Origin of the sequence: Massilia psychrophila, from assembly GCF_002760665.1 — a bacterium.
Classification (GTDB): Bacteria; Pseudomonadota; Gammaproteobacteria; order Burkholderiales; family Burkholderiaceae_D; genus JAFCUW01.
In genome coordinates this window covers 94,563-120,967 of the sequence record NZ_PDOB01000005.1, presented here as the reverse complement: position 1 = coordinate 120,967, position 26,405 = coordinate 94,563, and the positions used below count along the sequence as shown (strand labels likewise).

23 protein-coding genes and 1 pseudogene are annotated in these 26,405 nt (G+C 63.0%); 12 read left to right on the top strand and 12 right to left on the bottom strand.

Annotated features, from left to right (window positions below):
• The first annotated feature begins 1 nt into the window (after nucleotide 1).
• The 10 genes from CR103_RS05390 (at nucleotide 2) to CR103_RS05350 (ending at nucleotide 16,544) form a co-directional block, all read left to right on the top strand.
• Complete coding sequence (locus CR103_RS05390; protein ID WP_143752526.1) at nucleotides 2–2,419, top strand: baseplate wedge protein; 2,418 nt, start codon at nucleotides 2–4, stop codon at nucleotides 2,417–2,419.
• A complete protein-coding gene (locus CR103_RS05385; RefSeq protein WP_099914980.1) occupies nucleotides 2,416–7,101 on the top strand; it encodes a contractile injection system tape measure protein in 4,686 nt (1,561 codons plus the stop codon). Before CR103_RS05390 ends, CR103_RS05385 begins: the two co-directional genes overlap by 4 nt.
• Before the next feature lie 25 nt (nucleotides 7,102–7,126).
• Nucleotides 7,127–8,488 carry an ATP-binding protein gene (locus tag CR103_RS05380; protein ID WP_229442813.1) on the top strand — a complete coding sequence of 454 codons (1,362 nt, stop codon included), beginning with the start codon at nucleotides 7,127–7,129 and terminating at the stop codon, nucleotides 8,486–8,488.
• A 1-nt stretch (nucleotide 8,489) separates the two neighbouring features.
• A complete protein-coding gene (locus CR103_RS05375) occupies nucleotides 8,490–11,072 on the top strand; it encodes a hypothetical protein (RefSeq protein WP_099914979.1) in 2,583 nt (860 codons plus the stop codon).
• Between the two features lie 36 nt (nucleotides 11,073–11,108).
• Nucleotides 11,109–11,432, top strand: a complete 324-nt coding sequence (locus tag CR103_RS22485) for a hypothetical protein (protein WP_180279278.1) — start codon at nucleotides 11,109–11,111, stop codon at nucleotides 11,430–11,432.
• 164 nt (nucleotides 11,433–11,596) lie between these two features.
• Nucleotides 11,597–11,821: an IS66 family insertion sequence element accessory protein TnpA gene (tnpA, locus tag CR103_RS22480; protein WP_441293456.1), complete on the top strand. Its 225-nt coding sequence runs from the start codon at nucleotides 11,597–11,599 to the stop codon at nucleotides 11,819–11,821.
• Nucleotides 11,821–12,204, top strand: a complete 384-nt coding sequence (tnpB, locus tag CR103_RS05365; protein WP_099914977.1) for an IS66 family insertion sequence element accessory protein TnpB — start codon at nucleotides 11,821–11,823, stop codon at nucleotides 12,202–12,204. The genes tnpA and tnpB overlap by 1 nt, the downstream gene beginning before the upstream one ends.
• Nucleotides 12,205–12,222: 18 nt before the next feature.
• Nucleotides 12,223–13,815, top strand: a complete 1,593-nt coding sequence (gene tnpC, locus CR103_RS05360; protein WP_099914976.1) for an IS66 family transposase — start codon at nucleotides 12,223–12,225, stop codon at nucleotides 13,813–13,815.
• Nucleotides 13,763–14,671, top strand: coding sequence for a DNA/RNA non-specific endonuclease (locus CR103_RS05355; RefSeq protein ID WP_099914975.1), 909 nt, complete (start codon nucleotides 13,763–13,765; stop codon nucleotides 14,669–14,671). Before tnpC ends, CR103_RS05355 begins: the two co-directional genes overlap by 53 nt.
• Nucleotides 14,672–15,050: 379 nt before the next feature.
• The gene (locus CR103_RS05350) at nucleotides 15,051–16,544 is read left to right on the top strand and encodes a sigma-54-dependent transcriptional regulator (protein ID WP_099914974.1); all 1,494 of its coding nucleotides are present in this window, start codon (nucleotides 15,051–15,053) and stop codon (nucleotides 16,542–16,544) included.
• A gap of 12 nt (nucleotides 16,545–16,556) precedes the next feature.
• Here the strand turns inward: CR103_RS05350 and CR103_RS05345 are convergent, their stop codons facing one another.
• The 6 genes from CR103_RS05345 to CR103_RS21965 form a co-directional block, all read right to left on the bottom strand.
• On the bottom strand, nucleotides 16,557–16,913 hold the full coding sequence (locus CR103_RS05345) for a hypothetical protein (RefSeq protein WP_099914973.1): 357 nt from the start codon (nucleotides 16,911–16,913) through the stop codon (nucleotides 16,557–16,559).
• A gap of 57 nt (nucleotides 16,914–16,970) precedes the next feature.
• Nucleotides 16,971–19,145 (bottom strand): serine/threonine-protein kinase, encoded by a 2,175-nt coding sequence (locus CR103_RS05340; RefSeq protein ID WP_099914972.1) that lies wholly within the window; start codon nucleotides 19,143–19,145, stop codon nucleotides 16,971–16,973.
• A gap of 367 nt (nucleotides 19,146–19,512) precedes the next feature.
• The gene (locus CR103_RS05335; RefSeq protein ID WP_099914971.1) at nucleotides 19,513–20,124 is read right to left on the bottom strand and encodes a hypothetical protein; all 612 of its coding nucleotides are present in this window, start codon (nucleotides 20,122–20,124) and stop codon (nucleotides 19,513–19,515) included.
• A gap of 147 nt (nucleotides 20,125–20,271) precedes the next feature.
• Nucleotides 20,272–21,159 carry a DUF4232 domain-containing protein gene (locus tag CR103_RS05330; protein ID WP_180279284.1) on the bottom strand — a complete coding sequence of 296 codons (888 nt, stop codon included), beginning with the start codon at nucleotides 21,157–21,159 and terminating at the stop codon, nucleotides 20,272–20,274.
• A 78-nt stretch (nucleotides 21,160–21,237) separates the two neighbouring features.
• Complete coding sequence (locus CR103_RS05325) at nucleotides 21,238–21,777, bottom strand: glycoside hydrolase domain-containing protein (protein WP_267873971.1); 540 nt, start codon at nucleotides 21,775–21,777, stop codon at nucleotides 21,238–21,240.
• Entirely contained in the window at nucleotides 21,674–21,967 is a 294-nt protein-coding gene (locus CR103_RS21965) for a hypothetical protein (protein ID WP_143752524.1), read from the bottom strand. Before CR103_RS21965 ends, CR103_RS05325 begins: the two co-directional genes overlap by 104 nt.
• Between CR103_RS21965 and CR103_RS23230 the strand changes: the two are divergent.
• Nucleotides 21,968–22,099, top strand: a pseudogene (locus tag CR103_RS23230) (ISAs1 family transposase); the annotation flags it as partial. It abuts the gene before it with no gap.
• 34 nt (nucleotides 22,100–22,133) lie between these two features.
• On the opposite strand, the gene CR103_RS05315 reads toward CR103_RS23230, so the two are convergent.
• The 4 genes from CR103_RS05315 to CR103_RS05300 all read right to left on the bottom strand — a co-directional run bounded on the left by CR103_RS05315 (nucleotide 22,134) and on the right by CR103_RS05300 (nucleotide 24,577).
• On the bottom strand, nucleotides 22,134–22,592 hold the full coding sequence (locus CR103_RS05315; protein ID WP_143752523.1) for a hypothetical protein: 459 nt from the start codon (nucleotides 22,590–22,592) through the stop codon (nucleotides 22,134–22,136).
• Nucleotides 22,593–22,743: 151 nt separating this feature from the next.
• Nucleotides 22,744–23,154 carry a tellurite resistance TerB family protein gene (locus tag CR103_RS05310; protein ID WP_099914967.1) on the bottom strand — a complete coding sequence of 137 codons (411 nt, stop codon included), beginning with the start codon at nucleotides 23,152–23,154 and terminating at the stop codon, nucleotides 22,744–22,746.
• Nucleotides 23,155–23,240: 86 nt separating this feature from the next.
• The gene (locus CR103_RS05305; protein ID WP_099914966.1) at nucleotides 23,241–24,206 is read right to left on the bottom strand and encodes a TerC family protein; all 966 of its coding nucleotides are present in this window, start codon (nucleotides 24,204–24,206) and stop codon (nucleotides 23,241–23,243) included.
• On the bottom strand, nucleotides 24,203–24,577 hold the full coding sequence (locus CR103_RS05300; RefSeq protein WP_099915021.1) for an HPF/RaiA family ribosome-associated protein: 375 nt from the start codon (nucleotides 24,575–24,577) through the stop codon (nucleotides 24,203–24,205). The genes CR103_RS05305 and CR103_RS05300 overlap by 4 nt, the downstream gene beginning before the upstream one ends.
• A 123-nt stretch (nucleotides 24,578–24,700) precedes the next feature.
• Between CR103_RS05300 and nhaR the strand changes: the two genes are divergently transcribed.
• Complete coding sequence (gene nhaR / locus CR103_RS05295) at nucleotides 24,701–25,600, top strand: transcriptional activator NhaR (protein ID WP_099914965.1); 900 nt, start codon at nucleotides 24,701–24,703, stop codon at nucleotides 25,598–25,600.
• Between the two features lie 12 nt (nucleotides 25,601–25,612).
• Here the strand turns inward: nhaR and CR103_RS05290 are convergent, their stop codons facing one another.
• Both CR103_RS05290 and CR103_RS05285 read right to left on the bottom strand, forming a co-directional pair.
• On the bottom strand, nucleotides 25,613–25,963 hold the full coding sequence (locus tag CR103_RS05290) for a DUF3147 family protein (RefSeq protein WP_099914964.1): 351 nt from the start codon (nucleotides 25,961–25,963) through the stop codon (nucleotides 25,613–25,615).
• 58 nt (nucleotides 25,964–26,021) lie between these two features.
• Complete coding sequence (locus CR103_RS05285; protein WP_099914963.1) at nucleotides 26,022–26,396, bottom strand: hypothetical protein; 375 nt, start codon at nucleotides 26,394–26,396, stop codon at nucleotides 26,022–26,024.
• Nucleotides 26,397–26,405: the final 9 nt, after the last annotated feature.

The window sequence follows — 26,405 nt, the reverse complement described above, 5'->3', positions numbered from 1 at the left end:
CATGGCTGAACACGATTTCCCGCCCGTGCGCAGTGACCCGATCGGCCTCAATTTCGCCGCCCTCAAGGCCGAAGGTATCGACGCGCTGCGGGGCTTGTGCGGCGAACTGTGGACCGACTACAACCTGCACGACCCGGGCGTGACGGTGCTCGAGCAGCTGGTGTATGGACTGACCGACCTGGCCTATCGCACTGAATTCGACGTGGCCGACTACCTTACCGGGCCCGACGGCGCCATCGCGTACGATGCGCTCGCCCTGTATGCGCCGCAAGACGTGTTCCACGGCCAGGCCCTGACGGTGGGCGACTACCGCCGCTCGCTGTATGACGCCATCCCCTCGATCAACGAGATCTGGGTACGCGCGTGCGGCAACGGACTGCTGGCGATCGACGTCGCCGTTCCGACCGAAATCCAGACGCCGCAGGGCCGCGCCAGCATCGCGCAGCAGGTCAGGATTCACTACGCCAGCAATCGCAACCTGTGCGAAGACCTACGCCAGGTCACCGTGCTCGAGTCGGTCGCGTACTACCTCGACGGCGACATCGAGTTGTACGGCGAGCGCGCGCCGGCCGAGATCCTGGCGCAGATACTGTTCGACTGCTGCGAATACATTTCATCCGGCATGGCGGCGCTTCGGCTGCGCGACGTCGTCGCGCAGGGCATGCCGCCGGAGACGGTGTACGAAGGGCCGCCGACATCGAATGGCTTCATCAGCATAGGTGAGGAGCCGACGCAGGCGCGCAGCGTCACGGTCAGCGAGCTGGTTGGCGTGATCCGGCGGATCGACGGCGTCAGGCGCGTGCGCAGCCTGGTTTTTCTCGACGCCGATGGCGTCAGATCTGAGGAAATCAGCTGCGACACCCGCAATGGCTATTATCCCTGCCTGCAGTTGCCGAAGGACGCCGCGCGCGCCTTCCTGCGCCTGCATGCCGAAGACAGCGCGGGGTTCGGCATGGATGGGCTGGCGCGTGAGCCGGCATCGGCACTGCTGAAAAACCAGGCTTTCCACGAGGATGCCGAGCACGCGCTGAGGAAACTGCGGTTCGACCGCAATGCGTTCCGCACGATAACGGCCGATGGCGCCGTCTTCCCCTTGCCGGTGGGGCGCTACCGCGAACTGGCTCAATACTACTCGGTGCAGAACGATTTTCCCGCAGTGTACGGCATCGGCCAGTACGGCTTGCCGCAATCGGCGGGACCGGCACGCATCGCGCAGGCGCAGCAGTTGAAAGGCTTCCTGTTTCCTTTCGAGCAGATGATGGCGAACTACCTGCAAAATCTGCAGGAGATTCCGACGCTGTTTTCTGCGGACAGCGGCGGCGATGCCAGTTATTTTCACAAGCAGCTGTCGAACCGCGAGATTCCGGACATCGAAGCCTTGCTGATCGATCCGGAGGGCGCGGATTTCCGCGCGCTGAAAGAACAGGATGACTACTGCGAGCGCAAAGGCCGCGTACTCGATTATTTGCTGGCGCTGCACGGCGACGCATTTCCCCAGACCACGCTGCGCCGCTTCAACCAGTACCACGCCAACGATACCGAACGCTGGCTGCTGGGAGCCAAGGCGCAGTTGGTGCGCAGCCTGGTCGTGCTGAGCGCATGGCGCGGCACCGCCTGCAACTACCTGGCCGAACCGGGCAGCGAGAGCGGCGTGTCGGTGCTGGAGCGACGCGTCGCCATCTTAATTGGTCTGGATGGCGGGACAAGCCGCGGCGATGACGGCGCGGCATGGAGCGGCGCCCCGCACGAGACGGCGGGCGCGCAAATGCGCGCCCGCGCGCCCGGATGGCAAGGCGTTGCGCCGGGCCTCGATTCAGGCCTGGACCTGGATGCGCCGCCGGCGCCTGCGGCCGATGCGTTCACGCCGACGATGTTCCGCGCCGGGGTTGCGTTGGCAAACTACGCATTGGACAGCGATGAACATGGTACGGGCACAGACCTGTACTGCGGCATTGGCGACACCTGGAGCCGGGTCGGGCACTACCCGACCCGCCGTGCGGCGGTTCAGGCTGCCCATGCGTGCGTGGATACCCTGGTCGCCGCCAACCAAGCCTGCGAATGCCTGCGTATTGTCGAGCATATCCTGCTATGGCCGAGCGACCGGGTGCCGCTCGAAAAAGACTTTTACGGCGCGCGCATGAGCGTTGTCTTGCCGGACTGGACGGCGCGCTGCGTCGATGGCGACTTTCGCCAGTTCGTGCAGGAGACCGTGCGCCGAAATTGTCCGGCCCACGTGCATCCTACCTTCCTGTGGCTGGCCCCGGCGCCGATGGCGGCATTCGACGCGCTGTGGCGGAACTGGCGCGGCGCGCTGCGTACGCTGCATCGGGACCGCGCCGCGCCCGCGGCGCATGCCGCGTCCGACCGCGCCGCCGGCGCCCTGGCGGCACTGCTGATGACGCCGGAGGGCAGTCGATGACAAGCCACCTGATCGATGAACTGGTTTTCGATATCGCCATCGACAGCCGCAACCGGACCATGCGGGAGGATGCTTACCTCAGCCGGCTGGTGACGGCGACCTTGCTGCCGGTAATCGAGGAAGTGTTCGACGGTTTTGACGATGGCGACACGGTGCTGGTGCTGCCTTGGCTGGAAATCGACTTGGGCGCTATCGTCGAGGCCGATTATGAAGCTACGGCGGTCGAACGCCTGCGCGCGGCCTTGGGCGACGCCTTGCAGCGGGCGCTGGCCGACGCCCGGCAACCACGTGGCGCCGGCGGCGCCGCCGCCAGCGCCGGCCGCGGCGACGTTGCGGCAACCATCGTCAGCCGCCATGAATCGGAGCTGGCCCAGCTTGGGCGCTTTCTCGATACCGGCACCATGCCGTGGCATGCCGACATCGGCCAGGCGCGGCTGCACGAAGCGCTGCTCGATCGCCTGCTGGCGCGCGCTGGCGCAGGGCTGTGGACGGTGCTGGCACGCGCGCTGGCCGACCCGTGCAGCGCACGCCGGCTGGTCGGGCAGTTCCCGGAGCATCAGCTGCTTGCCGTGCTGCGCGGTTCGGCCGGCGCACGCGCGGGGCTGTTCGAGGCCTTGCTTGCGCAGTTCAAGCAGCGTCCGCCCGGGGCAGCCCTGCTGGCGGCGGCGTGGGTGCAGGTCCTGGCGGCGTGCACCGCCGCTGCCGCTGCCGACCCTGACGTCGACCTACACGCCGCCTGCGCGCGCATCTGCACCGCGCTTGCACCATCCGCGGCCGGGGCACAGGTCCCGCCGCACGCCGATATCGACTTACTGGCTCACTTCCTCGACAGCGGCGTGCTGCCTCTTGGCTCCAAAAACCCGGATCAGTCGGAGCACGAGGCTTTGCTCGAGCGCTTGCTGAAACATGGCGGCGATGAGTTGCGATCTGTCCTGGCACGCGCGCTCGCACAGCCACGCACCGCACGCCGGCTTGTCGAACAGTTTTCACAGCGCCAGTTGCTTGCTGTATTGCGCCGCATGGCGGGTGCGCATTCGGCGCAGTTCGAATCCTTGCTCGAGGAGGCGACACCGCGGTCGCCGGGGCGCGCCGGGGGCGCGCCGGCCGCGATCTGGGTGCGCGTGCTGACAGCTTGTACGGACTCGGGATACGTCGATGCGCAGGCGCAGTGCGCGCGCATTCGCGCTTGCCTGGCCCATCCTGCCGACGACGCGAACGCATCATCGACTTCCGATATCGGCCTGCTGGCGCACTTCCTCGACAGCGGGCAGCTGCCGGCCGGTCGCGCCAGCCTGACGGGCCAGCCGGCGCACGAGGCGCAGCTCGACCGGCATCTGGCGCAAGGCGCCGCATGCTTGTGGCCCGTGTTGTCGGCTGCCCTGGCCGAGCCGCACAGCGCGCACCGGCTCGTTACGCAATTCCCCGAGCATCAGCTGCTCGGCATAGTGCGGAGCACGGCAGGCGCACGGGCCGAACCATTCGAAACCTTGCTGGCGGAAGCGAAATTTGCAGCCACCGCGTGGGTGCGGGTGCTGGCCGCCTGCACAGGCAACGCCGGCGCTGTGGATGCGGAAGCGGCGTGTGCGCACATTCGGGCGGCGCGTGGGCGAACTGCGGCCGGCGCCGGCGCATCGTCAATGCCGGACATCGATCTGCTCGCTGATTTTCTCGACAGCGGTCAGCTGCTTCGCGCTCCTGGCGGCGCGGTGGGCCAGCCTGCGCACGAGGCGCTGTTCGACCGGCTGCTGGCGCAAGGCGCCGCATCCTTGTGGCCCGTGTTGTCGGCTGCCCTGGCCGAGCCGCACAGCGCACGCCGCCTTGTCGAACAATTTCCGGAGCGTCAGCTGCTGGCCGTGCTGCGGCAAGCGGCGCCGGCAGACGCCGTGCAGTACGAAGCCTTGCTGGCGGAGGCCCTGCAAGGGACGGGCGGGGCGCAAACGATGTCGATGGCGTGGCGGCTGGTACTGGCGCAACGCAGCGTGCCGCCGGTGTCCGGTGCAGGCGTCCGGCTTGCCCTGGCAAAGATCGGCTCAGCGCTCGCTCCGTATCTGTCCACCTGCGAACATCCCGACAGCACGGCTGCGCCCCCGCGTGTTACGGCCGTCCCTGCCGGTGTGCAGCGCCTGGTGGCGCGATTTCCCGGAAATCCGTGGCCGGGTTTGCCGCAGCAAGGCGCGACAGCGGCATCCGCGCGGCGCCTGGCGGTACTGGCAGGAGGGGAGGCTGGTGCGGGTGCAGAGGCGGCGACGATGGCCTGGCGGCGGCTGCATGCCGATTCCAGGCAAACGAGCCTTTTGCAGGAGGGGGGAGGTGCGGTGTGGTCGGTGCTTGCGCGCTCGCTCGCCAGTCCTGCGCGCGCACGGCGCCTTGTCGAACGTTTCCCCCAGCATCAGATGGGTGCCGTGGTGCAGCGCCTCGCGCCTGCCCAGGCGACGCAGCGGGAATCATTGCTGACGCAAACCAATCACAATCCCGCCTCCATGATGAATACGAGCGGCCACGCCGCGCCTGCCGCCCCGCTGCAAGGCGGTTCTCCTGCGCCGACCGACGACGCGCCTCGCGCGGCGGACGACGCCATTGAGCGCACCAGCGGGCAGGGTGCGCAGTCGTACCGCGTGCAGCTGCGGCACTTGCTGCGGTTTCTGGAAAGCGGCTCGTTGCCGCGTGCTGCCGGTACCGACCAGGCGCACCTGCACGTAGCGCTGCTCGACGACGTGATCGGGCGTGCCGACGACGCCTTGTGGCCGATAGTGGCGCATGCGCTCGAACACGCCGACAGCGCCGCCCGGCTGTTGGCGCACTTCCCGCCGCGCCAGCTCATCGCCCTGGGCAGAAAGAGCGCTCCCGGCTACGCGCCGGCGCTGGAGCGGCTGGGTCAACGGCTGTCGGCGATGCAGGCGGATGGGTCCGGCGCCGGCGCGGCGGGCAATGGCCGCCAGGCCCAGGTGTGGCGGCGCCACGTGCTGGCAGCCTGTGTCGCGCGCCCGGCGATCAATGCCTTGCCGGCACGCGTGTATGCCAGGGTGGCGCTGGAGCTGAGCGGCAAGGCGGCGCCTGCAGCGCAGACCAGTTATGCGCACCGCCTCGACGCGCCTCCGGCTGGCGCCACCGTCCCCTGGCGCGCGAGCCGGGCCGAACGCGGGGCCGGCCTGGCGCTCGTCCGTCTGGCCGGCATGGTCGAACAATTCCGGCCGCTGATCGACGATAGCGGCGCATCGACGCCGGCGCTTGCGCCCATCGTCGCCCCGACCGGCCTTGGCCTGGTCCTGCGCCAGCGCGAACAAATGGCGCGCTCGCTGCTCGCCAAATGCTGCGCGCTCGAAGCGCTGCTGTCGGGCCACACAGCACGCCCTGACGCGCCCGGCGCCGCAAGCATCGATGACGTCGCGGCGCTGCGCACGGCCATTGCGGCGCAGGTGGGCGCCAATCCAGCCATTGCGCTGCGGCGCAAAGCGCTGATGCTTGAATCGATCGGCGCAAAACTGGAACAAGCTGAGAATCCGGCACGTTTCCTGCGCGGCGTGCTGGCCGTGGTGACGTCGGGCGCGCCGCTCGATCTGGATGCGCTGCCCACGCCCGACTCCCCGGTTGCGGCTGCACCAAAAACGCCGACAATGCCGACCCACATGCTCGCTGCTGCCCTGATGGCGGGTGACGCCGCGGCCGTTTCCGCGCACTGGCAAACGCTGCTGCACAGCCACGCGCCGCAAATTCGTGCCGGCTTGCGCCATTACGGGCGCAACGCGCCGGTGCGGCGCGCTTTGGCGCAGGCACTTCCGCATACGATCTTCATCGGCCTCGCCGGTCTGCTCGATGGCGGCGCGCCGGCGATCCTGCGTGAAGTGCTGACGCCGTCGGCGCCCCTGCAGGATGCTGTCGGCCGCGGCGCGCCGTGGAATGCATGGACGATGCGCTGTCGTCTGCATGCATTGACGACGCTGATAAACGATCCAGCGGGAGGGCGCCGCATGGAAGCGGGCGCCTTCCTGCGCGGCCTCGCACCGGCGGACAGCCAGCTTCACGCCAACCTGCTGGACGCGCTACCGGCGCAATTCGCGGCAGCTGCAGGGCCGGCTGCGCAGCAAGACGCAGCCCCGGCGCCCTTGCCGCAGTCCCGCGCTGGCCGCGTCGGCGACGCAGCAGCGCCGGTATTCCCCGCGCCCGTCGACAGCACCGACTTGCTCGTCGTCGGCAACGCCGGCGTGGTGCTGGCCGGCCCTTACCTGCCACGCCTGTTCAACGTCCTCGGCCTGACGGTCGACGGCAAGTTCATCGACGAACACGCGGCCGGGCGCGCCGTCCAGCTGCTGCAGTACATGGCCACGGGAGAATCGCATGCGCCCGAATACCTGCTGGTGCTCAACAAGATCCTGTGCGGCTTGCCGACGGCAGCGCCGGTGCCGGCCGGCATTGACGTTAGCCCAGCGGAACAGGAATGCATCGAAGCAATGATTCAGGCCATGGTGGCCCACGCCAAGGTGCTCGGCAGCTGTTCGGTAGCAGCCATGCGCCAGACTTTTTTCGCCCGCAAGGCCGACCTGCGACTGATCGAGGACGCCTGGCAGCTGCGGGTCCATCCGGGTACGTTCGACATGCTGCTCGACCGCCTGCCGTGGGGCTATTCGATCATCAAATTCGGCTGGATGGCGCGGCCGGTGCATGTCGAATGGCGTCCGGCATGATCAACATTGAACCACGGAGCACGCCATGAACCAGCTCTGCACACCGATGCACGAGGCGGCGGTCAATGCACGCGCGCTCGAGCGTGAAATCGCCTGGTTTTCGCATCTGCTGGAAGCGCGCTTCGCCCATTATTTCGCGCAGCCCGGCACGCCGTTCGAGCCGCCGCCTGCGCCCGACCTGCACGCGGACACCTCGTCGTATGCCGGCATCGTGCGCGAGCACGCCATGATGGATGACGAGCGCGTGGTGCTAATGCTGGCCTTGATGCCCCATTTGCGGCCGCAGGCGCTGGACTTGATGTTTACCCAGAACCAGGTGCAGGCAAAGCGCTTCACCGAATTCGGCGGCTGGAAAGGCAAAACCCACGAAGGCTTTTTACCGACCTGCGAAACGGCCGCCTTCATCCTGGCCGGGGACGACCTGGCGCGCCGGATCGAGGTGGCATGCCTATTCGACGACGCCCATTTCTTCGCGCGCGGCAGGCTGCTGCGCCAGGAGCACGGCGGCGACGTCGAGCCCCTGTTCAGCACGCGGCTGGCCATCGCCCCCGACTGCCTGCAGCGCATCACCACGGGCGCGCGCCACAAGCCGGACTACAGCGCCGCGTTTCCCGCCAAGCGCATCAGCACCCGGCTGGGCTGGGGTGACCTCGTGCTGGCGCCGGAGGTGCGCAGCGAAATTGACAACATCGGACTGTGGCTCGCCAGGCCCGGCACGCTACTACAGGAGTGGGGGCTGGACAAGGCCGTCAAGCCGGGCTACCGCTGCCTGTTCTATGGCCCGCCGGGCACCGGCAAGACGCTCACGGCCACCCTGATGGTCGTGCTCGGCAACGCCGACGTCTACCGCATCGACCTGTCGATGGTGGTGTCGAAATACATCGGCGAGACCGAAAAGAACCTTGCCAACGTGTTCGACCAGGCCCAGGACAAGAACTGGATCCTGTTTTTCGACGAGGCCGACGCGCTGTTCGGCAAGCGCACCCAGGGCAGCAGCGCGAACGACCGCCACGCTAACCAGGAAATTTCGTATTTGCTGCAGCGGATCGAGGATTTTCCCGGCATCGTGATCCTGGCCAGCAACCTGCGCTGCAACATCGACGAAGCCTTTGCACGCCGCTTTCAGAGCGCGATCTACTTCGCCATGCCTGACGCCGACGCGCGCCTGCTGCTGTGGCAGCGGGTGTTCCAGGATGCCGTGCGTATTGGCCCGGACGTCAGGTTCGAGGTTTTGGCCGACACCTACGAATTGTCCGGCGGCGCGATAACGAACGTGGCGCGCTACGCCGCCGTCCAGGCCGCGCGGATGGGCCGTGCCACGGTCAGCCAACACGACCTCTTGACTGGCATCACCAAAGAATTGATCAAAGAAGGGCGCACGCACTAAAATGAAAACCAACTCCATCCTGATTCGCTTGCTGGGCGCCCTCGGCGCCTGTATGTTGACGGTGGCGCCGCTGCGCGCCGCGCCGCCTGAGCAGCCGGTCGACGCCAGCCAGAAAAATTGCGCCGCCGGCACGTACGCGGGAAGCGTGCCGCAGGTTCAGAAGGACCTGAACCGCATCTACACCGGCGACGACGTCTTCAAGCGCGACGCCGGCGAAGGCGACAACCCGCTGCGGGACGGCATACTCGGCCCCGTCACACGCCGTTGGCTGGGCCTGTTTTGCGCACAGCATCCGTTCGAGGCAGACGCCCGCCGTTTCGACCTCGATGTCGCTGCGGAGTTGGCCCGCTTTGGCACCGGCACCGGCACCGGGCACGCGACGCCAGCGGCCGGGAACGCGCAACCAGAGCCCTTGCCGGGCCCGGAAGCGAGCTACCGCTACGATCCGGCGTTCCTGCGCAAGCCGAAGGATATCGCGTTGATTTTGGCGCGCCTGCGCACGCTCACCGATCGGTACAACGACAAGAACCTGTTCGACGACGCGGTGCGGCGGGCTTCGAAAGGGCTGGTGCTCGATAACGCAACCCTCGCGCGGATCGCGAACTTCGCCGCGGTCGACGGCTACATGCTGCCCGGCCAGGCGGTCCAGCAATTTAAGGGCGCGTCCCCAGGACTGGTCGAAAAACTGATGCTCAAGACCGACATCGACTACGCCAGCGCGGACGACTTCCACATGGACCTGCGGGTCGCCATGGGCGAGGGCCCGGAAAAAGCAGGTCTGGCCCGGTTAGCCGCGCAGATCGACAAGCTGGCCCATGTCGTCCATTACCGGATCCCGACGACGATCGCAGCGGACCTGTCGGCCGCGACGGAGCTGGAACCGCCGGTCGCCGCCTTGTACCTGAGCATGGCCAAAGTGGAGTACCCTTCAAAAGAGCTGTTTGGCCTTGCACTGCGGGCGCGGATGGTACGGGCGCTCGACATGTGTCCGTCCAATCGCTATCGGCATGAAGGGCGCCTCGATGAGGATGGCGACGTCAGGGCGCTGTGGGCTCTGATGGATGGCAAAAATCGGATCGACGAGGTACTGGCGCTGCGTGCCGTCCAGGGCCGCTGCACGCCGCAGCAGGCGACGCTGGCAGCGGGGTTGACGGAGGCTGCGCATACGGTTTTCTACCGCAAGCTCGACAAAGCCGCCGAGTTGGTAACGCTGAACAAGGCGCCGGCTACGGTTGGACAGGGAGGGCCCGGCGCAGTCAAAGGATGTGGCTGCGCGCCTGATGCGCGCGAAGGCATGATGACCTACGGCTTTTATCCGCTCTGGAGCAACGCCGCCAAACAAAATATGGACTTCGACGTCCTGTCGCGCATCGGCCTGTACGGCATGACGATCGACGACAAAGGCGCCTTGAAACTGCCGGCCGGCGTCAACGCCACGCCATGGACGCTGCTCGAGGCGGCGCACCGGCACAGGACGAAGGTGGACTGGGTGCTGTACAAGAATGACTGGAGCGCGGCCAAGGGTGGGCGCATGGCCGGGCTACTGTCCAACCTGATCCAGAGCATTGACGCTCTGCTGCGCACGCCGTATCCCAAAACCGACTGGCGCGGCACCGCGCTGGCCACCTTCGGCCTGGAGCAGGGGCCTTCGGTCGGCGACGGCATCACGCTGCGCTTCGAAGGCTTTCCGGCTACCAAGCCGGAGCAGGAGGCCTTGGGCAGCTTTATTCAGGCGTTGACGGCGCAACTTCATGCGATGAAACCGGCGCGCCAGCTTCACCTGATGGTGACGCAGGCCGATATCGTCGACTCAACAGTCAAGGCTGACAATGCCAACAACGACGACCGGCCGTTTTCCCCCAGTAACCTGCAGACATTGATGCAAAAGGCCAATCTCATTCCTGACAACGCCGACCCCGCCGACATCAAGCGCCTGCGGGCGAACGATTTGCGGGTGCTGGTCCTGTTGCAAGAACCGACCTCGAGCGAAAAGATGCTGTTGCGCGCCAGTGTCGAAAACACGCTGTTCAGCAGCGGCCGGGTACGGGTGCTGCGTAACATCATTCCAATCCTGGAGTACGACGGAAAGCGGCCCGGTCAACTGAACGACGACCTCATCTACTTCAAAGATAATTTCGGCGGCGTGGGGTTCTGGCCGTTGTCGTTTGCCAGCATTGAAGACGATCTGGACGGCGCCACCACCGCCAATGCTGTCTTGCATACCTACTTCAACAGTGCCGGCATCGACGGCGGCGTCGTGGCCAAGGTGATCGACCAGATTTGCCCGAACCGCACCTGGCTGCGCTGGCTGGCCTGGATTTCCTCGATCTTGGCAATCGTGGCTGGCGTGACGCTGTCGCGCTGCCGCGGCTGTGGGACGCGCCTGGACAACAATGCATTTTATTTGGTCGGCATGGTGGTGTTGATCGTGCTGCCGTTTTTGGTGATTGCGGCGCTGGTTGTGGGCGATCCGTTGTTCAAGAGTGATTCGGGGGTGCATTGGTTTATTGCTGCGCTGTTGATTGGGGTGGTGGTTATTCCGGGGGGGTATGGGGTGCTGAAGCCGGCGCGCAAGCTGCCTTGAAGCTTGTACTTGATAAATCCGACAGGGAGGGGAACCATGCAAACCAAAGTAGAGGTGCGCGACAACGAGTCGTCGTCGGCGGACTCGGACCACGCAGTCAGACAAGATGCGCTGTCAGGCAGCGCTGCCTTCGATGACATGCGCCCGAAAAGTGCGGCGCAGCGCCAGAACAGAAACATTGCCAACGCTGGTTCTCGCACGGACCAGCAGCAGATGGCTGCCAGTGCCATCCAGCGCAAAACCAACAGCGCTGCCCTGCCGAACAGGACCGGGCTGCCGGACCAGCTGAAGGCTGGGATTGAATCGCTTTGCGGGATCAGCATGGACGACGTCAAAGTGCACTACAACTGTAAGCGGTAAGCCAGCGGCGTTATATCCGACAAGCGCCCGCATCGGCACAATCTCCTCCATGTTCAACACGATGGAGATCGGTCATGCATGGAATGCTCGTAAAACAATTGCGCAAGGAATTGGAATGGCGCCAGCGGCTGGCCCGGCTTGCCGCCAGCGGTGAGTAGGTCAAGCTGTTCTGCCATGCGGAGTTGGTGTCGGAGGCGTCGCTCTACCGCTGGCGCACGAAGTTGGCCGGGACAGTTGACGCGACGCCGGCAGCCGGCTTCATCGACGTCGGCGTGATGACGGCTGCGCCCGAGGCACCAGCGGTGCCGAAGCCTGCGTCGGTCGGTGGTGCGCTGGAAGTTCGCCTCGACCTGGGCCACGGCATGGTCTTACACATCGTGAGGCGCTGATGTTCTTTCCCGAAGGGCAAATCCGCGTGTTCGTGTACGGCCAGCCGGTCAGCATGCGCCTGTCCTACGATGGCTTGTACGCGCTGGCCAAACACACGATGCAACAGGACCCACTGTCGGGCAACCTGTTCGCCTTCATCAACCGACGCGCCAACCAGATCAAGGTGCTGTACTTCGATCGCAGCGGCTGGTGCGTGTGGGCCAAGCGGCTCGAGCAGGGCCGACTTCTGAGCAACTGGAGCACCGTGAGCACGCGTGAAATGGACTGGACCGGCCTGAAACTTCTGCTCGAGGGGATAGAGCCAAAACGGGTGCGACGGCGCTATCAAAAGCCATCTGCATTAGTCGCTAATGTCGCTAATATTGCTGAAAAAACAGGGTAAAAGATTTATAATATAGCCATGCATTCGCCCCTCAATTCCTCCTCGCCGACACCGACAGAATCGGTCGCACTGAGTGCGCCGCAGTTGGTCGACCTGGTTGAAAAACTGGAACGCGAAGTGGTCAATCTGCGTCGCCAGGTGGCGTGGTTTCAGCGCCAGATCTTCGGCCAAAAAAGCGAGAAGCGGCATCCCGATCCAGAAGGCGTTCAGGGCATTCTGGGCATCGGTTTCGATGCCGTTCCAGATACGCCTTTGCCTGGCAAAAAAGTGGTGGTGGCCGGCCACGAACGCAAGACAAAACCGGTTAGCAATGGCGCCAACGAATCAAGTTTGTTCTTCGACGAGAAACGGGTGCCAGTGGAAGTGATTGCTGTGCCCAATCCGGACATGGCATTGCTCAAGCCCGATCAGTACGAGGTGATTGGCGAGAAGGTCACGTACCGCCTCGCGCAGCGTCCCGGCAGCTATGTCGTGCTCAAGTACGTGCGCCCCCTGATCAAGCGCAAGGACACGCAGGCACTGTCGTGCCCGCCCGCACCGGTCGGCGTGATCGAGAACAGTCGCGCCGACGTCAGCTTCGTCGTCGGCATGGTGATCGACAAATTCGCCTATCACTTGCCGCTGTACCGCCAGCACCGCCGGCTCGACGATGCCGGAATCAAGGTCAGCCGGCCATGGCTGACGCAACTGATGCAAGCGACTGTGGCGCAGCTCGAACCGATCTACGATGCGCAGCTCGATTCCATACGGGCCAGCCGTGTCAAGGCGATGGACGAAGTGCCGATCAAGGCCGGCCGCTCGGCCCCCGGCAAGATGAAGACGACCTATTTCTGGCCGATTTACGGTGAGCGCGACGAGATTTGCTTTACGCACTCGCCAAGCCGCGCTGGCGGACATGTGCGCGACATGCTCGGGCTGTCGTCGCCGGACGACGCCGTGCTTCTCAGCGACGGCTACTCCGTCTATTCCAGTTACGCCAAACAGATCGGGCTGACGCATGCTCAATGCTGGGCACACGCGCGTCGGGAGGTGTACGAAGCGAAGGACATTGAGCCGGCGCACGCCGAAAAGGCGCTCGAGCACATCGCCGCGCTGTACGCGGCGCAGGAGCATATCCGCAAGCACGACTTGAAAGGCGCAGCCAAACTGGCCTGGCGCCAGGCCCACGCCAAGCCGGTGGCACAACGCTTCTTCACATGGGTCGACAAGTACTTCGAGGCGCAAGGTTTCCTGCCTAGCAGCCCCTTCACGAAAGCGCTGAACTACATCCGCGAGCGGCGCGACGGCCTCGCTGTTTACCTAAACGACCCCGGTGTCCAGATCGACACCAATCACCTCGAACGTGCGCTGCGGGTGATTCCGCTCGGCCGCAAAAATTGGCTGTTCAGTTGGACCGAACTGGGCGCCAGGCATATCGGCATCGTTCAGAGCTTGCTCGTGACGTGCCGACTGCACGATGTCGATCCGTATGACTACCTGGTCGATGTCTTGCAGCGCGTGAGCCAGCACCCCGCATCGTTGGTCGAGCAGCTCACGCCGCGCGTGTGGAAGACGCTGTTTGCCAACAATCCGCTACGCTCCGACCTTTACCAACGCCCGTCACGTCAATAACGCCGTTGGCTTACCGCTTACTTACAACTCGTCGCAGCCAGCGCAGCTCAATGCGCATGCCTACGCGCAAGGCACCGATATCCACATCGCGCCTGGGCAGGAACAGCACTTGCCGCACGAGGTCTGGCACGTGGTCCAGCAGGCACAAGGGCGGGTCCGGCCGACTGTTCAGATGGCTGGCGTCGCCATCAATGATGAAGGCGGGCTGGAGCGTGAGGCCGACGCGATGGGACGGCGGGCTGCGACAGGGGCCGCTATACGGCAGCAGATAGACGGCATGGATCTCGTAGGGCCATCTCTGCCTGCTGGCCATGTGACCCAAGCTTACAGGATTACGTATGGACCCCTGCATAACGGCAGTGGTACTGATATGCATGTATATATTGATGGCAAGAACGATGCTGACCTTGGAAAAGGTTCAGCCCCTTCAGTGACGCCACACTGGTGGCCAGCCGCTGGCACGTCCAACCGCTCATATCTCTCGCAATATGCAGTGCAAGGTCATCTCTTAAACAATTTACTGGGCGGACCGGGCAACGACATGAAAAACATGACGCCGATCACCAAGTCGACAAACTCTACACATTTTAAAAAAGTTGAAGATGACGTAAAAAAGGAAGTCGCTGCTGATAACGGGGTCGAGTACAGGGTCCGAGCCAATTACAGCAGCAATCCCCCGCTTTCGGACTTCGGTACCACCGCACCAGCTTCGCTTAATGCGATACTGCCCATGTTCGCCGGGGAGATCGCAGTCGATTACGATGTCTACGATCGGAGCAGCCTAAAGCTCCTGCGCGGGCTCAGCGGCGAACTTCTCATCAAAAATGAGGGCAAGCACAAGCAAGGCACGTTCTAGACCTCCAAGGCGTCCCCCGAAACGTAGGTAATTGAGGACCAACGACAGAGAAGGTGTTGGGCTAGCGATGGCGCGCATGGGTGCTTGAATGGGTAGGCATCAAAACGGTGTAGTGGACAGTGTTTGCCCCAAACAGCGGTTTGTCCGAGTCGTTGAGAAGTATCCGGAATAGGGTTACCTGGCAGCTACGACCGCGATCGTTCAATTGGATTTCGCTGGGTCCCTGAAACAAGTGCGTCGTTTCAAAACCGAAATCACGGTCCAATTTCGCGGCATTTTCAGCTAAGGAAACTTACTTGGGGTTACAGCTCGCCCTATCGACAGAGTAAAATGACAATTCGCACCGGCGTCTACTTAACTGCGTTTATTGTCAGGCCCCATGACCTACTCCGATTACACGCTGTCGTCCCCATTGGCCGACCTGGAAAGCGCCGCAGCGCCCTTGCTCGCCGTAACCATTGTCTGGCACCCCGACCGCACCCGTATTGGCGAACAATTTGTTGGCGGCACCAGCGGCGACGTCATCGAACTGAACCGCTACGCGCCGCTGTTCATGCACCCCGGCAGCAAGGCGCTGGCGCTCGGCCACGGCGGCATTTCGCGCCAGCCTTTGCGCCTAGCGCGCGACGCCGACGACAACGTGACCATGACGCTGCCCGCCACCCCGATGGTGGTGGAAGTAAATGGCAGCACCGTCAAGGATACAGTCCAGTTCAACGCCGCACAAATTGCCGAGGGCCAGATCCTGACGCTCGGCCGCGCGGTCGTCTTGTGCCTGCACTGGATGAACCGCCTGCCCAAGCTGAACGCCGTGCCGGGCCTGATCGGCGTCGGCAGCGTCATCATCGGCGTGCGCGAGCAGATTCGCATGGTGGCGCGGTCCGGCTTGCCGGTGCTGCTGCTGGGCGAAACCGGCACCGGCAAGGACATCGCCGCGCGCGCCATCCATGCGCTGAGCGACCGTAAGGCGGCGCCGCTGGTCGCCGTCAACATGGCCGCGCTGGACGAGTCGCTGGCGGCGCTGGAGTTGTTTGGCGCGGCAGGCGGCGCCTACGCGGGCGCGCCGGCGCCGCGCGACGGGCTGTTCGCGCAAGCTGATCAAGCAACCCTGTTTCTCGACGAAATCGGCAATGCGCCGGCGGCTGTCCAGCCGATGCTGTTGCGCGTGCTCGAAGGCGGCGATTACCGGCCGGTCGGCGCCGCCCAGGACCGGCGTTCGTCGGCCCGCCTGATCGCCGCCACCGACCAGGATCTCGACTCGGCTGCGTTCAGCCAGGCGCTGCTGCGCCGGCTGGAAGGCTTCGTCATCCACCTGCCGCCGCTGCGCGAGCGGCGCGAGGACGTCGGCGTGCTGATCGTGCATGTGATGGGAGAGCAGGGCGCGGACCTGCCCGTGACGCTGGTGGCGGAACTGGCGGCCTACGACTGGCCCGGCAATGTGCGCCAGCTGTCGCATGCGCTCAAGCGCGCGGCGCTGATGCTGCGTGAAGGCGTGACGCCCTCGTTCGAGCAACTGGTGCGGATCACTGCGCCGCAGCCGGGAAACACGACGCCGCCAGCGTCGGCGGCAGGCAGCGGCGAGGCGCAAACCCGGCGCCGGCTTGCAACCTTGACGGCGCACGAGGTCCTCGATGCGATGGCAGGCAATGACTGGAATATCCAGGCGGCCGCGCAGGCACTCGGCGTGTCGCGCCCAAGCATGTACAAACTGCTCGAAGACCATCCCGAAATACGGCGCGCCGAAATCATTCCGGAGGAAGAAATCGCGCGCGCCATGGCAGCCAGCAAGGACGACCTGGGACGTTGTGCGGCGCTGTTGAAGACGCCGGCCGAAGCGTTGCGCCGCCGCTGGCGGGTACTGCGACCGGGTTAATGCCCGGTTAAACTAGGTTGAACCGACTTCGAGCTCCGGATCAGGCAGGAAATAGAAGCTGCTGATGCCGTCTTGCTGGGTTTCGATGGCAATGGCGAAACCCCACAGGCCGGCTGAGTTGCCCACGCTGAGCGGCTGCTTTTTCATCAGGTCGATGGGATTGCCGCCGAACAGCGGACCGGTGCAGCCGCGCTCACGCGGACCACTCAGCAGCGTTGCCTGAACAATTTTTCCAGGGGCGTCGATAGTGAAGCTGACGGTATCGCCCTTCTGCGTTTTGATGACTGCGTGATCGCTGCCCTTGATACTCCAGCGCGCAATATCTTTTCCTTCGTCGCAAGTGACTGTAATCGAGTGACCGGTTTGCATAGTGGCTTTCAGTTGGGTGAATGAATGTGCAGTCAAGCACGGAATAGCCGGACGTTGTCAGTCCGGACGGTAGCGCTCGTCGCGCCGCAAGGCCACCAGGTCGGGTTCGGCATCGATGAACTTGACCGGGTAGCCGAGAGACCGGGCGTTATTGATGGCAACGAGAGCGGCGTCCCGTTGGCCGAGCAATTCATAAGCCAGCCCCGCCCGGAACTGCACGTCCGGGCTGTTCGGCGCCAGCGACATCGCGTGCGGCAACAGCTTGGCCGTCTCGGCGGCCGCGCCGGTCCGCGCGGCGTACAGGCCCATGCGCGACACCAGCAGCACGTCGTTGGGAGCGCGCGCCAGCCGCGGCGCCAGCAGTTCGCGCGCCTTGTCGTACGCAGTGCGCGCCTGTTTTTCGCGGCCCGGAATCCAGTTCAGCGTATCGGCCAGGTTGGCCCAGTTCAGGTATTCGCCCGGCGCGCCGCGCGTGGGCGACACCGTGTTTTCGAACGCGGCCGCGGCGCCGACGTAATCCTGACGCAGGAACAGGGCGTTGCCGAGGTTGGTATAGAGCTTGGCGCTGGGCCGGATCTGCAGGCCTTGCTGCAGTACTTGCAGCGCTTCGTCGTCGCGGTTCTGGCGCAGCAGCGCCGCGTTCAGGTTGGCGTAGGCGATCACGGCGTCCGGCTGCAGCGCGATGCTGCGGCGGAACGCGCGCTCCGCCGCCGGATAGTTGGCCTGTTCGTACTCCACGCTTCCCAGCTCGTCGGTGAACACGCGTTCCTGTGGAAACCGCGCGATGGCCTCGGCCAGCCGCGCCCGTGCTTCCGGGTACCGGTGCATGCGCCGCAACACCGCGGCCTGGCCGTACCAGGCAAAAAAATTAGTCGGATCGAGGCGCAGCCCTTGGGCGTGTGCGCGCAGGGCGTCGTCGCGCTTGCCCTGGCTGTCAAGCACCCAGGCGCGCGCGATGTGGGCGAGCGCGAGCTGGGCGTTGAGCTCGCTGGCCCGTTGCGCGCTGGCGTTGGCGCGCTGCAGCCAGGTTTCGTCGCGCCGGTCGCTCAGGTAGCGCTGGGAGTACATCAGCGACAGGCCCGCCGCCGCCGCCGCGCTGTCCGGATGGCGCACCAAAATACGGCGAAAATGCTGTTCGGCGCTGTCCAGGCTGCCCGGACGGTCGAACAGCTTCAGCTTTGCTAACGCCTGCTCCATTTCGACCGCTTCCGAAAAAGGCGCCAGGGAGGGGGCGAGCGAGGCCAGGTAGGGCGCAGCCGCCCAGCCGGCGGCGCCCAGCAGCGCCACGAAAAACACGCCCGCCAGCATGTGGCGCGTGCGCGCCGCCAGGCGCAGCCTGGCTGGCGGCGCAAGCTGGCCGGGCTGTGCGGGCGGCGCGGAAAGCTGCGCCAGGCGCTCCAGCACTTCCGTCATGCCGGCCAGCCGCAGGGGGGGCTGGCGCGCCGTCATTGCGCGGATCAGCGCGATCAGCGGCGCGCTGGCGTCAGCCGGATAGTTCCAGCCGTCGGACGAGGTTTGCACCTGTGCCGCCGCCAGGGCCAGTCCATCGAGCGCGGCAAACGGCCGGGCGCCACAGACCATTTCGTACAGGATCAATCCCAGGGCGTACACATCCGATTGCGGCGATAGCGGCGCGCCGAGCATGCGCTCCGGCGCCATGTAGGCAATGGTGCCTTGCAATGCGGCCGGCGCCAGCGACGCGGTAGCCAGCACGTCGAGGTGATGCGCCAGCCCGAAGTCGAGGATGCGGATTAATCCGCCCGGTTCAAGCATCATGTTCGACGGCTTCAGGTCGCCGTGCACCAGGCCGCAAGCGTGGGCGTCGCGCATCGCTTCGGCGATCTGGCGCGTGCATTCGAGGGCGGCGGCACGCTCGACGGGACCGGCGGCCAGGGTCTGCCTGAGGGTCTGGCCGGGCACCAGTTCCATGACAATCGACTGGGTGCAGCCATCGTCTTCAATCGCATGCACCTTGACGAACGCGGCATGGCGCAGCGACGCACCCAGACGCGCCTCGCGGATCAGGTCGGCGCCGGCGCGGTCTGCGCCCGAGTGCTTGATGCATTTGATGGCGACGGGGCGGCACAGCTTGCTGTCCCACGCCTCGTACACCCGGCCGAAGCCGCCTTCGCCCAGGCAGCCGCGCAAGTCGTAATGGCCGGGCAGCGTCGGCGCGGCCGGCAACAGCTCAGCCAGCGCGCAGGTTTCGGAAATCAGGGTGGGAGAGGTCATTGTCCGGTCCTTGAGACGGTCAGTGCACCTTACAGTAATTGTTGCATTATTGAAATGATAAGCGGTTATTTGTACAACTTTCGCGTCACACCAAGCGTTCTGGCGCTCGCAGGCGGACGGAACATACCGGCGCGATTGCCAAGTGATGAGCGTTTCGTGGCCGGGAGCGGTGAAACGCGACCTGCCGCCGCCGCCGGGGCCGGGGCCGGTCACGCCGCGCAAGTCGACAGCACAAACCCCTCGGCGCGCACGGTGGCCAACAGGGCGTGGAGGTCGTCGACGCGGATGTTGTACCCTCCCGCAATACTTGTGCAAATCCGCGCCATTTCGAGTAGAGCCCAAAGGGGCATCTATCGCTTTTGCAGTATCACATCGGTGGCGCAACCCCGTCTTTTTCCACGACAATGCGCGTTGCGCTCAAGCCTAACGGCGTGTCCTTGGCAACCACAAACACTTTTTTTCCAGCGATCAGGTCGGCGCGTGTTGCCGGGGCAAGCGTCACCACCGGCGTGTTTTCGGGAACCACGACGTCCTTGGAGCCGCCTTTGTATGACAGGTGCAAGGTGCGTCCCTCCACGCCGGACATGACGGTCTCGACGTTGGCGTTGGTCATCATGCTGCCCGGCAGCAAATCCCATGCGTAGTGGCCTTCATTGGTTCCGCGGCCCGATTCAGGAAATACCAGCACTTCGATTGCGACGTGCTTTCCATCGGGCGCCAGCTTGGTGGCCGTACCGATGAACGCGCCTTTTTTAATGTCGGCAAGCTTGACGTTCTTTACCGCGCCGACGCCCTGGTCCGGTGTGATGGAAATCTTGACGGTTTCGCCGCTGGTGTGGCGTACCGTCAGTGTCGTGGCATCGACCGAAATAATCTCGCCGCGAACACGCACTGGCGCGGTTTGCTGGGCTTGAACGGCGGCGCTTGCAAGCAGCGCTGCCACTGCAATGAAACGGACGGTGTTATGAATGATAGTCATGTCGATTTCCTGAGATGAGGCGTTCGGCTAAAAGGGTGGGCTGGTGTTTTAAGCAACTATATCAGGTTCTTTGAAACGACGACTTACCGTTGCGTGTCTACCGCAGGCCTGGCTGTCGCGGCGGCAGCCAAAACAAAAAGCTGCGCGTCAGCGCAAGTTGATGATCTTGCCAACGCCTGGCCCGTCCTGCAATTTCCAACTTAGCTTCAAGGTATCGCCGGCAAGCGTCGCCGGCACTTCTGCCTGCATGTCGAAACTGGCGCTGGAGTATGCCGCGATCTGTGCGCCGGCCGAGCCACAATTCAAACGCAGCGTGGTGTCGACCGCTTTGCCGTCGGCATACAGCGATTGCGCGTAGGCGGGGCGGGCAACCAGGGCAATTGCGGTCGCGGTCGGATTCGACAGCGTCACGACGTAACGCAGGATGCCGCCACGGTTTGCTTCATCCGGCACATCGAGCTTGCCGGTGAGTTCGCCGAGCGGCGATCCGCCCTTCGATGCCTTGGCGCGTGCGGCCGCTTCGTTCTGGACCGGCTGGAAGTGCACGACGGTGGCGCGTCCGCACAGCGTATCGATATGTACGCCGTCGAGCAATTTCATGCCGCCGCCGGGCAAGGCCAGCTGCAGCCGCTTGCTCACTTTCTTGTCGGCCTTGTTGGCGGCCTCGCAAACGCGGAGCGTTCCCAGCAGCAGCACGACTTCGTCACCCGGCGCCAGCTCGACCCGTCGGCTCGCCAGGTGCGGTGCGGCTTCGCTGGCGCCGACGGCCTGCGGTGCTTCATTGGCAGGCAATAACTGCAGGCCGGGGAAGCCGGTCATATGGCAGGCTCCGGTGCCGATATGGGTGAGACGCACTTCCTGCGTGGCATGGCCGCGGTAGGCGCCCGCCGCACCGGCGACGATCTGGAGCTTGGCTGCGGCACAGGGGTGACTGCCTGCCGCGGCCGCAGCGGCGAACATGCTGAACATGAACACGGCCACGCCGACCGGCAGCGCGGTGTGCCGGCGACGGCGAAGTTGGGAACGATTTGACATCGAAGCTCCTGATGACAAATTCATAAAAGGCTTCGTGAAATTTACAGGCACTGGTGCGCAGGCATCGGTTCGCCTGGGTTAGTTGCACACACTGGTGGAACTCAGGGCGCCGGTCGGCGCCATCGGCCCGTTGGCGCAGTTGCTGTCGATATTGAGCGTGGCCCCGCCCCAGGTGTCATTGTGATCGCCCTGGTATGGTTTGAGCCGCTGGTGATTGGACCAGTTGGCGCCGCTGACGCAGGAGAGAGCCGAGGTCGACGGATTGCCGTCCCAGTTCGCGGCCCAGATGAACTTGGGCGGACGGGCGATCGTGGCGAGCCCGTTCAGGTAGGAATTGCAGGAAGAACCATACACCCCGGCCACCTTGGCCGGCGCCACCGCGAGTTGATCGACCCAGCCGAGCATGAATGACTTTGCCGCAGTCTGGCAAGTGCCGTTGTCGGTGTAGCCTTCCATGTCGTAGACGATGGGGGTGCCTGCGGCGCCGTTGGTAAAGCCCAGGTTAAGGCTACCTCTAATAACCCGGTTTTTGAATTTGTTGGCAGCCAGCAGGTCTCGTCGGTGTCTCGATGGTCGATTTCTGGTTAATTCCGTTGATGCGGACCTGTTGCTGGTCATGCTTTTTTGTGTAAACGGGTCGGCCGGTTACTGCTGCACAACCCGATTCGGTGATCATGTGCCCGTTTTGGGCACCTGAACCTGCGCCTTGGAACGCTGGAACGCCGCGCTCTTTTAGCCTGAATTTTGCATAAAAAAGGGCGAGAATGCCGTAAGTGATTGAAAAATTTGAGTTATCCCTAAAACACATTCGTTCTTGCGACGAATTGCTCTCAATCTACTGAAAAATGAGAAGACGACGAAGCTCGGGGTCGCCGGCAAGCGATTAAAGGCCGGGTGGAACAGCGACTATCTTGCTAAGGTCTTAGGCTTGGCAATCTGACCCTTCATGCAATCGCCCTGCATCGCCCAAGCCGTCACTTGCAATTTTCCATCATTGCCATGTGCTGTTTCATCATTTCAGGCGACATTGTTTTGCTGTGTTCGTCCATCATCGCCTGGTGTTCTTCCGGGGTTTTCGCGCTCATCATTTTCTTGTGCATGTCGCACATCGCCTTCATATCCTTCATACCCATCATTGTCGTCTGGTCGCCGGACGCACCTGGCGACATCATTCCCGCCGGTGGCGCGCTTGAGCGGCCCGCCTGGTGTTTGCCATGCGCCGCGTCCTGACTGGTCGCGCAACCCGCCGTCGCCATTGCCGCGACGATAGCTGCAAACCAGCTTGCAAACCTAAATGTTGACTTCATCAAAAACCTCCTGCCTGTTGGGTTAAAACGTCGGCAAACTGTTCGTGTGCGAGACGCGATTTGGTCATCGGATGTTCCTCTGACTTTAATATAGGCGTCGAGGTACGTGATTTTTTTGATCTGCATCAAAATCATCCGGAAACAACCGAGTTTATTCAGTCCGGCTAGAAGTTGTCAGCGTCAGCCGTTGCCAGGACAAGCTTGGGGATTGATCGAAGGCCCCTCCCGCCAGCAAGATTGGGCTGCTCGGAAGTAGGGAAGGGGCTGGTCTTGGCAATTAAGGTCTGCGATACGAAGGGCTGCTGAAGTTCGTCTCGGCTGCCCAGGCATTGCTGGCACGGGTCAGCAAAACCGCTTCCGCATCGGCCAGCCAGCCGTCTGCATCGGCGATGCTCCACATTGCGTGCAGCAAACTGCGCCGCAAGTCGGGGTGTACTATCTCTTCCAGCACACTATCGATCAGCGCATTGTCCACCTGTATCGCGCCGTGCGAAGTTGATGTGAGCAAGTCCTCGCAAAGGTCTTTCAGCAAGTGCTGGAAATCCGCATGGTCAAGATCGATATGGTCCAAAATCTTGCTGCGGCTCAAAGCTGCAAGTTCTGATCCAACCAGGTTGCCGTCGACGATCATCGTCAAGGCCAGGATACGGCCTGCTGCATGAGGGCTGTCAACTGGGTACGAACGCATAAAAACTCCATTTTTGATTCAGGTTTTAATTAAGAATGCAGCCCACCGCGGCGGGCTGCTATTTGCTATTTGTTACTTGCTATTTGTTACTTGCTGCTGCCACTTCGGGTGACAAATACACTCGCCAGGCAGCTCGCGCCGATCAGTACCGCAACAACCGTCAGGGACGCTTGCACCGGCATGTGATACCACGGCATGATCAACATCTTGACGCCGATAAAAGCCAGGACCATTGCAAGGCCATACTTGAGCAGATGAAAACGGTCTGCCACATCTACCAGCAAGAAATACAGTGCCCGCAAACCGAGGATGGCGAACAGATTCGACGTGAACACGATAAACGGGTCGGTTGTGATCGCAAAAATGGCCGGGATTGAATCGACTGCGAACACCAGGTCTGTTACCTCGATCAAGATCAGCACCAGGAACAGCGGCGTTACGTACCGCACGCCATCCTTGACTATCGTAAAACGCTCGCCATGGTCACCTTCGGCCACACGTAAATGACGGCGGGCAAAAAGCAGCACCGGGTTGTTGGCGACATCCGGCTCAGCATCGGCCGCAACAAGCATGCGCATGCCGGTAAAGAGCAGGAAAGCGCCGAACAGATACAGCACCCAGCTGAACTCGCTGACGACCCACGCGCCTGCCAGAATCATGACAGCGCGCATCACGATCGCACCGAGTACACCGTAAATCAAGACCCGGCGCTGGTACTGGATTGGCACCTGGAACGCCGTAAAGATCAGCAGGAACACGAAAACGTTGTCGACCGAGAGCGTCTTCTCGATCAGGTAGCCAGACAAAAATTCTAATGATTTTGTTTTGGCAATTTCTGGTCCGACAGTGCTATTCAAATACCACCAAAGGCCGGCGTTAAAAATCATTGCCAGGGAAAACCAAATGGCTGACCAACTGGCCGCTTCCTTGACGCTGACCTTGTGCGCCTTGTTACCACCGAAGACGAACAGGTCGAGCGCCAGCATCAAGATGACAAAAGTGATGAAAGCGGCCCACATCGGAAGCGTTGCGATGCTTTCCAAACCGTTCATCGGGAAGCACCCATGTCCTTCTCCAGATCAGCGGTCGCACTTTCCCCAAAGAGCCGAACATGGGAAAACCCGCGCAGCTGCTCGATGCGGCGTACGACAGCGCGATCGACACGTTCGGCGGCGCGGTCAATGGCGTGGTACAGATCGGTCTCGGTATCCTCGATCACCACGCTTCTGCCACCGGCGATCTGTACCAAAATCCTGCAACGCTTGTCGCGCCCGCCTCGTGGCCCGTTGATGTCCGACAGCGAAACATGCAATTCACGCATGTGCCCGCCCGCCCAGCCCAATGCTGTCACGAGGCGCTTTTCGGTATACACCTTCAATGAGTCGGTCAAGACAAAACCACTTGCCTGGATGTTCATGCGCATGATGTTTCTCCTGTTAAAAGTAAGTAACCGGATCATCATAGAGCGAACTTAAACATCGAACAAATCGAATATAATTTACCAATACATCGAATAAATCGAATAATTTTGAACTGGAGTGGCATTTTGTCTTCACTAAATTACAAGCACCTGCGTTATTTTTGGATGGTGGCAAAGACTGGCAGCATTGCAAGGGCGGCGGAGAAGTTGCATCTCACCCCTCAATCGATCTCCGGGCAATTAAGCGAGTTTGCCGATACCCTGGGTGTCGAGCTGTTCCGTCGCGCCGGGCGCAACCTGGAGCTGACAGACACCGGCAGGCGCATTCTCAGTCATGCCGAAGACATCTTCAGTATTGGCGATGAGCTGCTTGAAATTGTGCGCGACCAGTCGCACACAACGACAGAGACGTACCGCGTCGGTTGCGCCGATTCGGTGTCGAAGCTGATTGCATGCCGCCTGGTGGCGCCCGCACTCGGGCTTGCTGAACCGCTGCGCCTGATTTGCCGGGAAGGACGGCTTGCCGGCCTGCTGGCGGACCTCGCGGTACACCGGCTCGACCTGATCATTGCCGATCGGCCAATGCCGGCGCATTTGAGCGTGCGCGGCTATAGCCACTTGTTGGGGGAGAGCAGCATGGCAGCATTCGCCGCGCCGGCGTTGGCAGCCTCGCTCGGAGACAGCTTTCCCGGCTGCCTCGACATGGCGCCCATGCTTTTGCCGGGCGAAGACTTTGCGATCCATCACCGCTTGCTGCAATGGCTCGGGGCAAACAATCTGCATTCGCGCGTGGTCGGCGAATTCGACGACAGCGCCATGATGAAAGCGTTTGGTCAGTCAGGGGCAGGCGTGTTTTTTGCCCCCAGCGTCATCGCACAGCAGGTCTGCGAGCAATATGGGGTCAAGGAACTCGGCCGCGTCGAGACGCTCGTCGAACAGGTCTATGCCATTACCACCGAACGGCGCATGAGCCACCCCGCCACCATCGCGATCAGCCAAACCGCGCGGCACGACCTGTTTGCCTGAGTTTTTGATTTTTTAGAGAAGAGTTATTCCGAAACGTCTTAGGGCAAGTGCAAACGCGCCAAAACAAGCCATTGTAATCAGCGCGCACGATCCGAGCGTCCACCAGAAACCGAGACGTTGCAGCAGCCACGGAAACGCCAGGAACATAGGCAGGGTCGGGATGACGTACCAGAAGGTGTACCACGCATGATTGGCAAGCTTTACGTCCGGCTGGTTTTCGAGATGCAGCCACACGAGGGTAAGCAATGAAATCATCGGCAGCGCGGCGACGAACCCGCCGAAGCGATCGCTGCGCTTCGCCGCCTCCGACACCAGTATGACAACCGCTGACGTGATGAGGTATTTTGCAATGAGCCATTTCATCGTCTCTCCTTTGACTTGGTTATTCCGGTGACCGTCGGGACCGCCACCGGCGCTGCGTTTACTTGATGGAGAAGCGGACGCTGACGGCCTTCTTGTCGGCGAACGTGACTGCGGCGACGGCCTTGTTGCCCGGCGCCAGTTTCGCATCGCCTGTGACGACCAGCGTATTGTTGCCCCCTGCCTCGAGCGGCAGCGAGGTTTTCTGCGCGCCCTTCAGCACGGTCAATGTACCGCTTGCGCCCGCGGTCGGCCTATCCTTGCCGTGGTCGTCGACGTAAATCGTTGTGCTGCCGTCCTTGGTGACCAGTTCGAACGCCAGGTCGCCCGCGCTTTGCACGATGCCGCCATGCTTGGCCTTGGCGCCGTGTGCAAGAACATTACCCGACAGGGCGACACTGGCCGCGAGGACGGCTGTTGTAAAGATCTTTTTCATTCGATGCTC

Excerpts from the sequence above, each read along its gene's own strand:
- CR103_RS05385 (WP_099914980.1), top strand. The coding sequence starts at position 2,416 with ATGACAAGCCACCTGATCGATGAACTGGTTTTCGATATCGCCATCGAC.
- CR103_RS05350 (WP_099914974.1), top strand. The coding sequence starts at position 15,051 with ATGACCTACTCCGATTACACGCTGTCGTCCCCATTGGCCGACCTGGAA.
- tnpB (WP_099914977.1), top strand. The coding sequence starts at position 11,821 with ATGTTCTTTCCCGAAGGGCAAATCCGCGTGTTCGTGTACGGCCAGCCG.
- CR103_RS05375 (WP_099914979.1), top strand. The coding sequence starts at position 8,490 with ATGAAAACCAACTCCATCCTGATTCGCTTGCTGGGCGCCCTCGGCGCC.
- CR103_RS05290 (WP_099914964.1), bottom strand. The coding sequence starts at position 25,963 with ATGAAATGGCTCATTGCAAAATACCTCATCACGTCAGCGGTTGTCATA.
- CR103_RS05380 (WP_229442813.1), top strand. The coding sequence starts at position 7,127 with ATGAACCAGCTCTGCACACCGATGCACGAGGCGGCGGTCAATGCACGC.
- CR103_RS05325 (WP_267873971.1), bottom strand. The coding sequence starts at position 21,777 with ATGACCAGCAACAGGTCCGCATCAACGGAATTAACCAGAAATCGACCA.
- CR103_RS22485 (WP_180279278.1), top strand. The coding sequence starts at position 11,109 with ATGCAAACCAAAGTAGAGGTGCGCGACAACGAGTCGTCGTCGGCGGAC.
- CR103_RS05285 (WP_099914963.1), bottom strand. The coding sequence starts at position 26,396 with ATGAAAAAGATCTTTACAACAGCCGTCCTCGCGGCCAGTGTCGCCCTG.
- CR103_RS05300 (WP_099915021.1), bottom strand. The coding sequence starts at position 24,577 with ATGCGCATGAACATCCAGGCAAGTGGTTTTGTCTTGACCGACTCATTG.
- CR103_RS05305 (WP_099914966.1), bottom strand. The coding sequence starts at position 24,206 with ATGAACGGTTTGGAAAGCATCGCAACGCTTCCGATGTGGGCCGCTTTC.
- CR103_RS05340 (WP_099914972.1), bottom strand. The coding sequence starts at position 19,145 with ATGACCTCTCCCACCCTGATTTCCGAAACCTGCGCGCTGGCTGAGCTG.
- CR103_RS21965 (WP_143752524.1), bottom strand. The coding sequence starts at position 21,967 with ATGTGTTTTAGGGATAACTCAAATTTTTCAATCACTTACGGCATTCTC.
- CR103_RS05345 (WP_099914973.1), bottom strand. The coding sequence starts at position 16,913 with ATGCAAACCGGTCACTCGATTACAGTCACTTGCGACGAAGGAAAAGAT.
- CR103_RS05330 (WP_180279284.1), bottom strand. The coding sequence starts at position 21,159 with ATGTCAAATCGTTCCCAACTTCGCCGTCGCCGGCACACCGCGCTGCCG.
- CR103_RS05315 (WP_143752523.1), bottom strand. The coding sequence starts at position 22,592 with ATGCAGATCAAAAAAATCACGTACCTCGACGCCTATATTAAAGTCAGA.
- CR103_RS05310 (WP_099914967.1), bottom strand. The coding sequence starts at position 23,154 with ATGCGTTCGTACCCAGTTGACAGCCCTCATGCAGCAGGCCGTATCCTG.
- tnpC (WP_099914976.1), top strand. The coding sequence starts at position 12,223 with ATGCATTCGCCCCTCAATTCCTCCTCGCCGACACCGACAGAATCGGTC.
- CR103_RS05335 (WP_099914971.1), bottom strand. The coding sequence starts at position 20,124 with ATGACTATCATTCATAACACCGTCCGTTTCATTGCAGTGGCAGCGCTG.
- CR103_RS05390 (WP_143752526.1), top strand. The coding sequence starts at position 2 with ATGGCTGAACACGATTTCCCGCCCGTGCGCAGTGACCCGATCGGCCTC.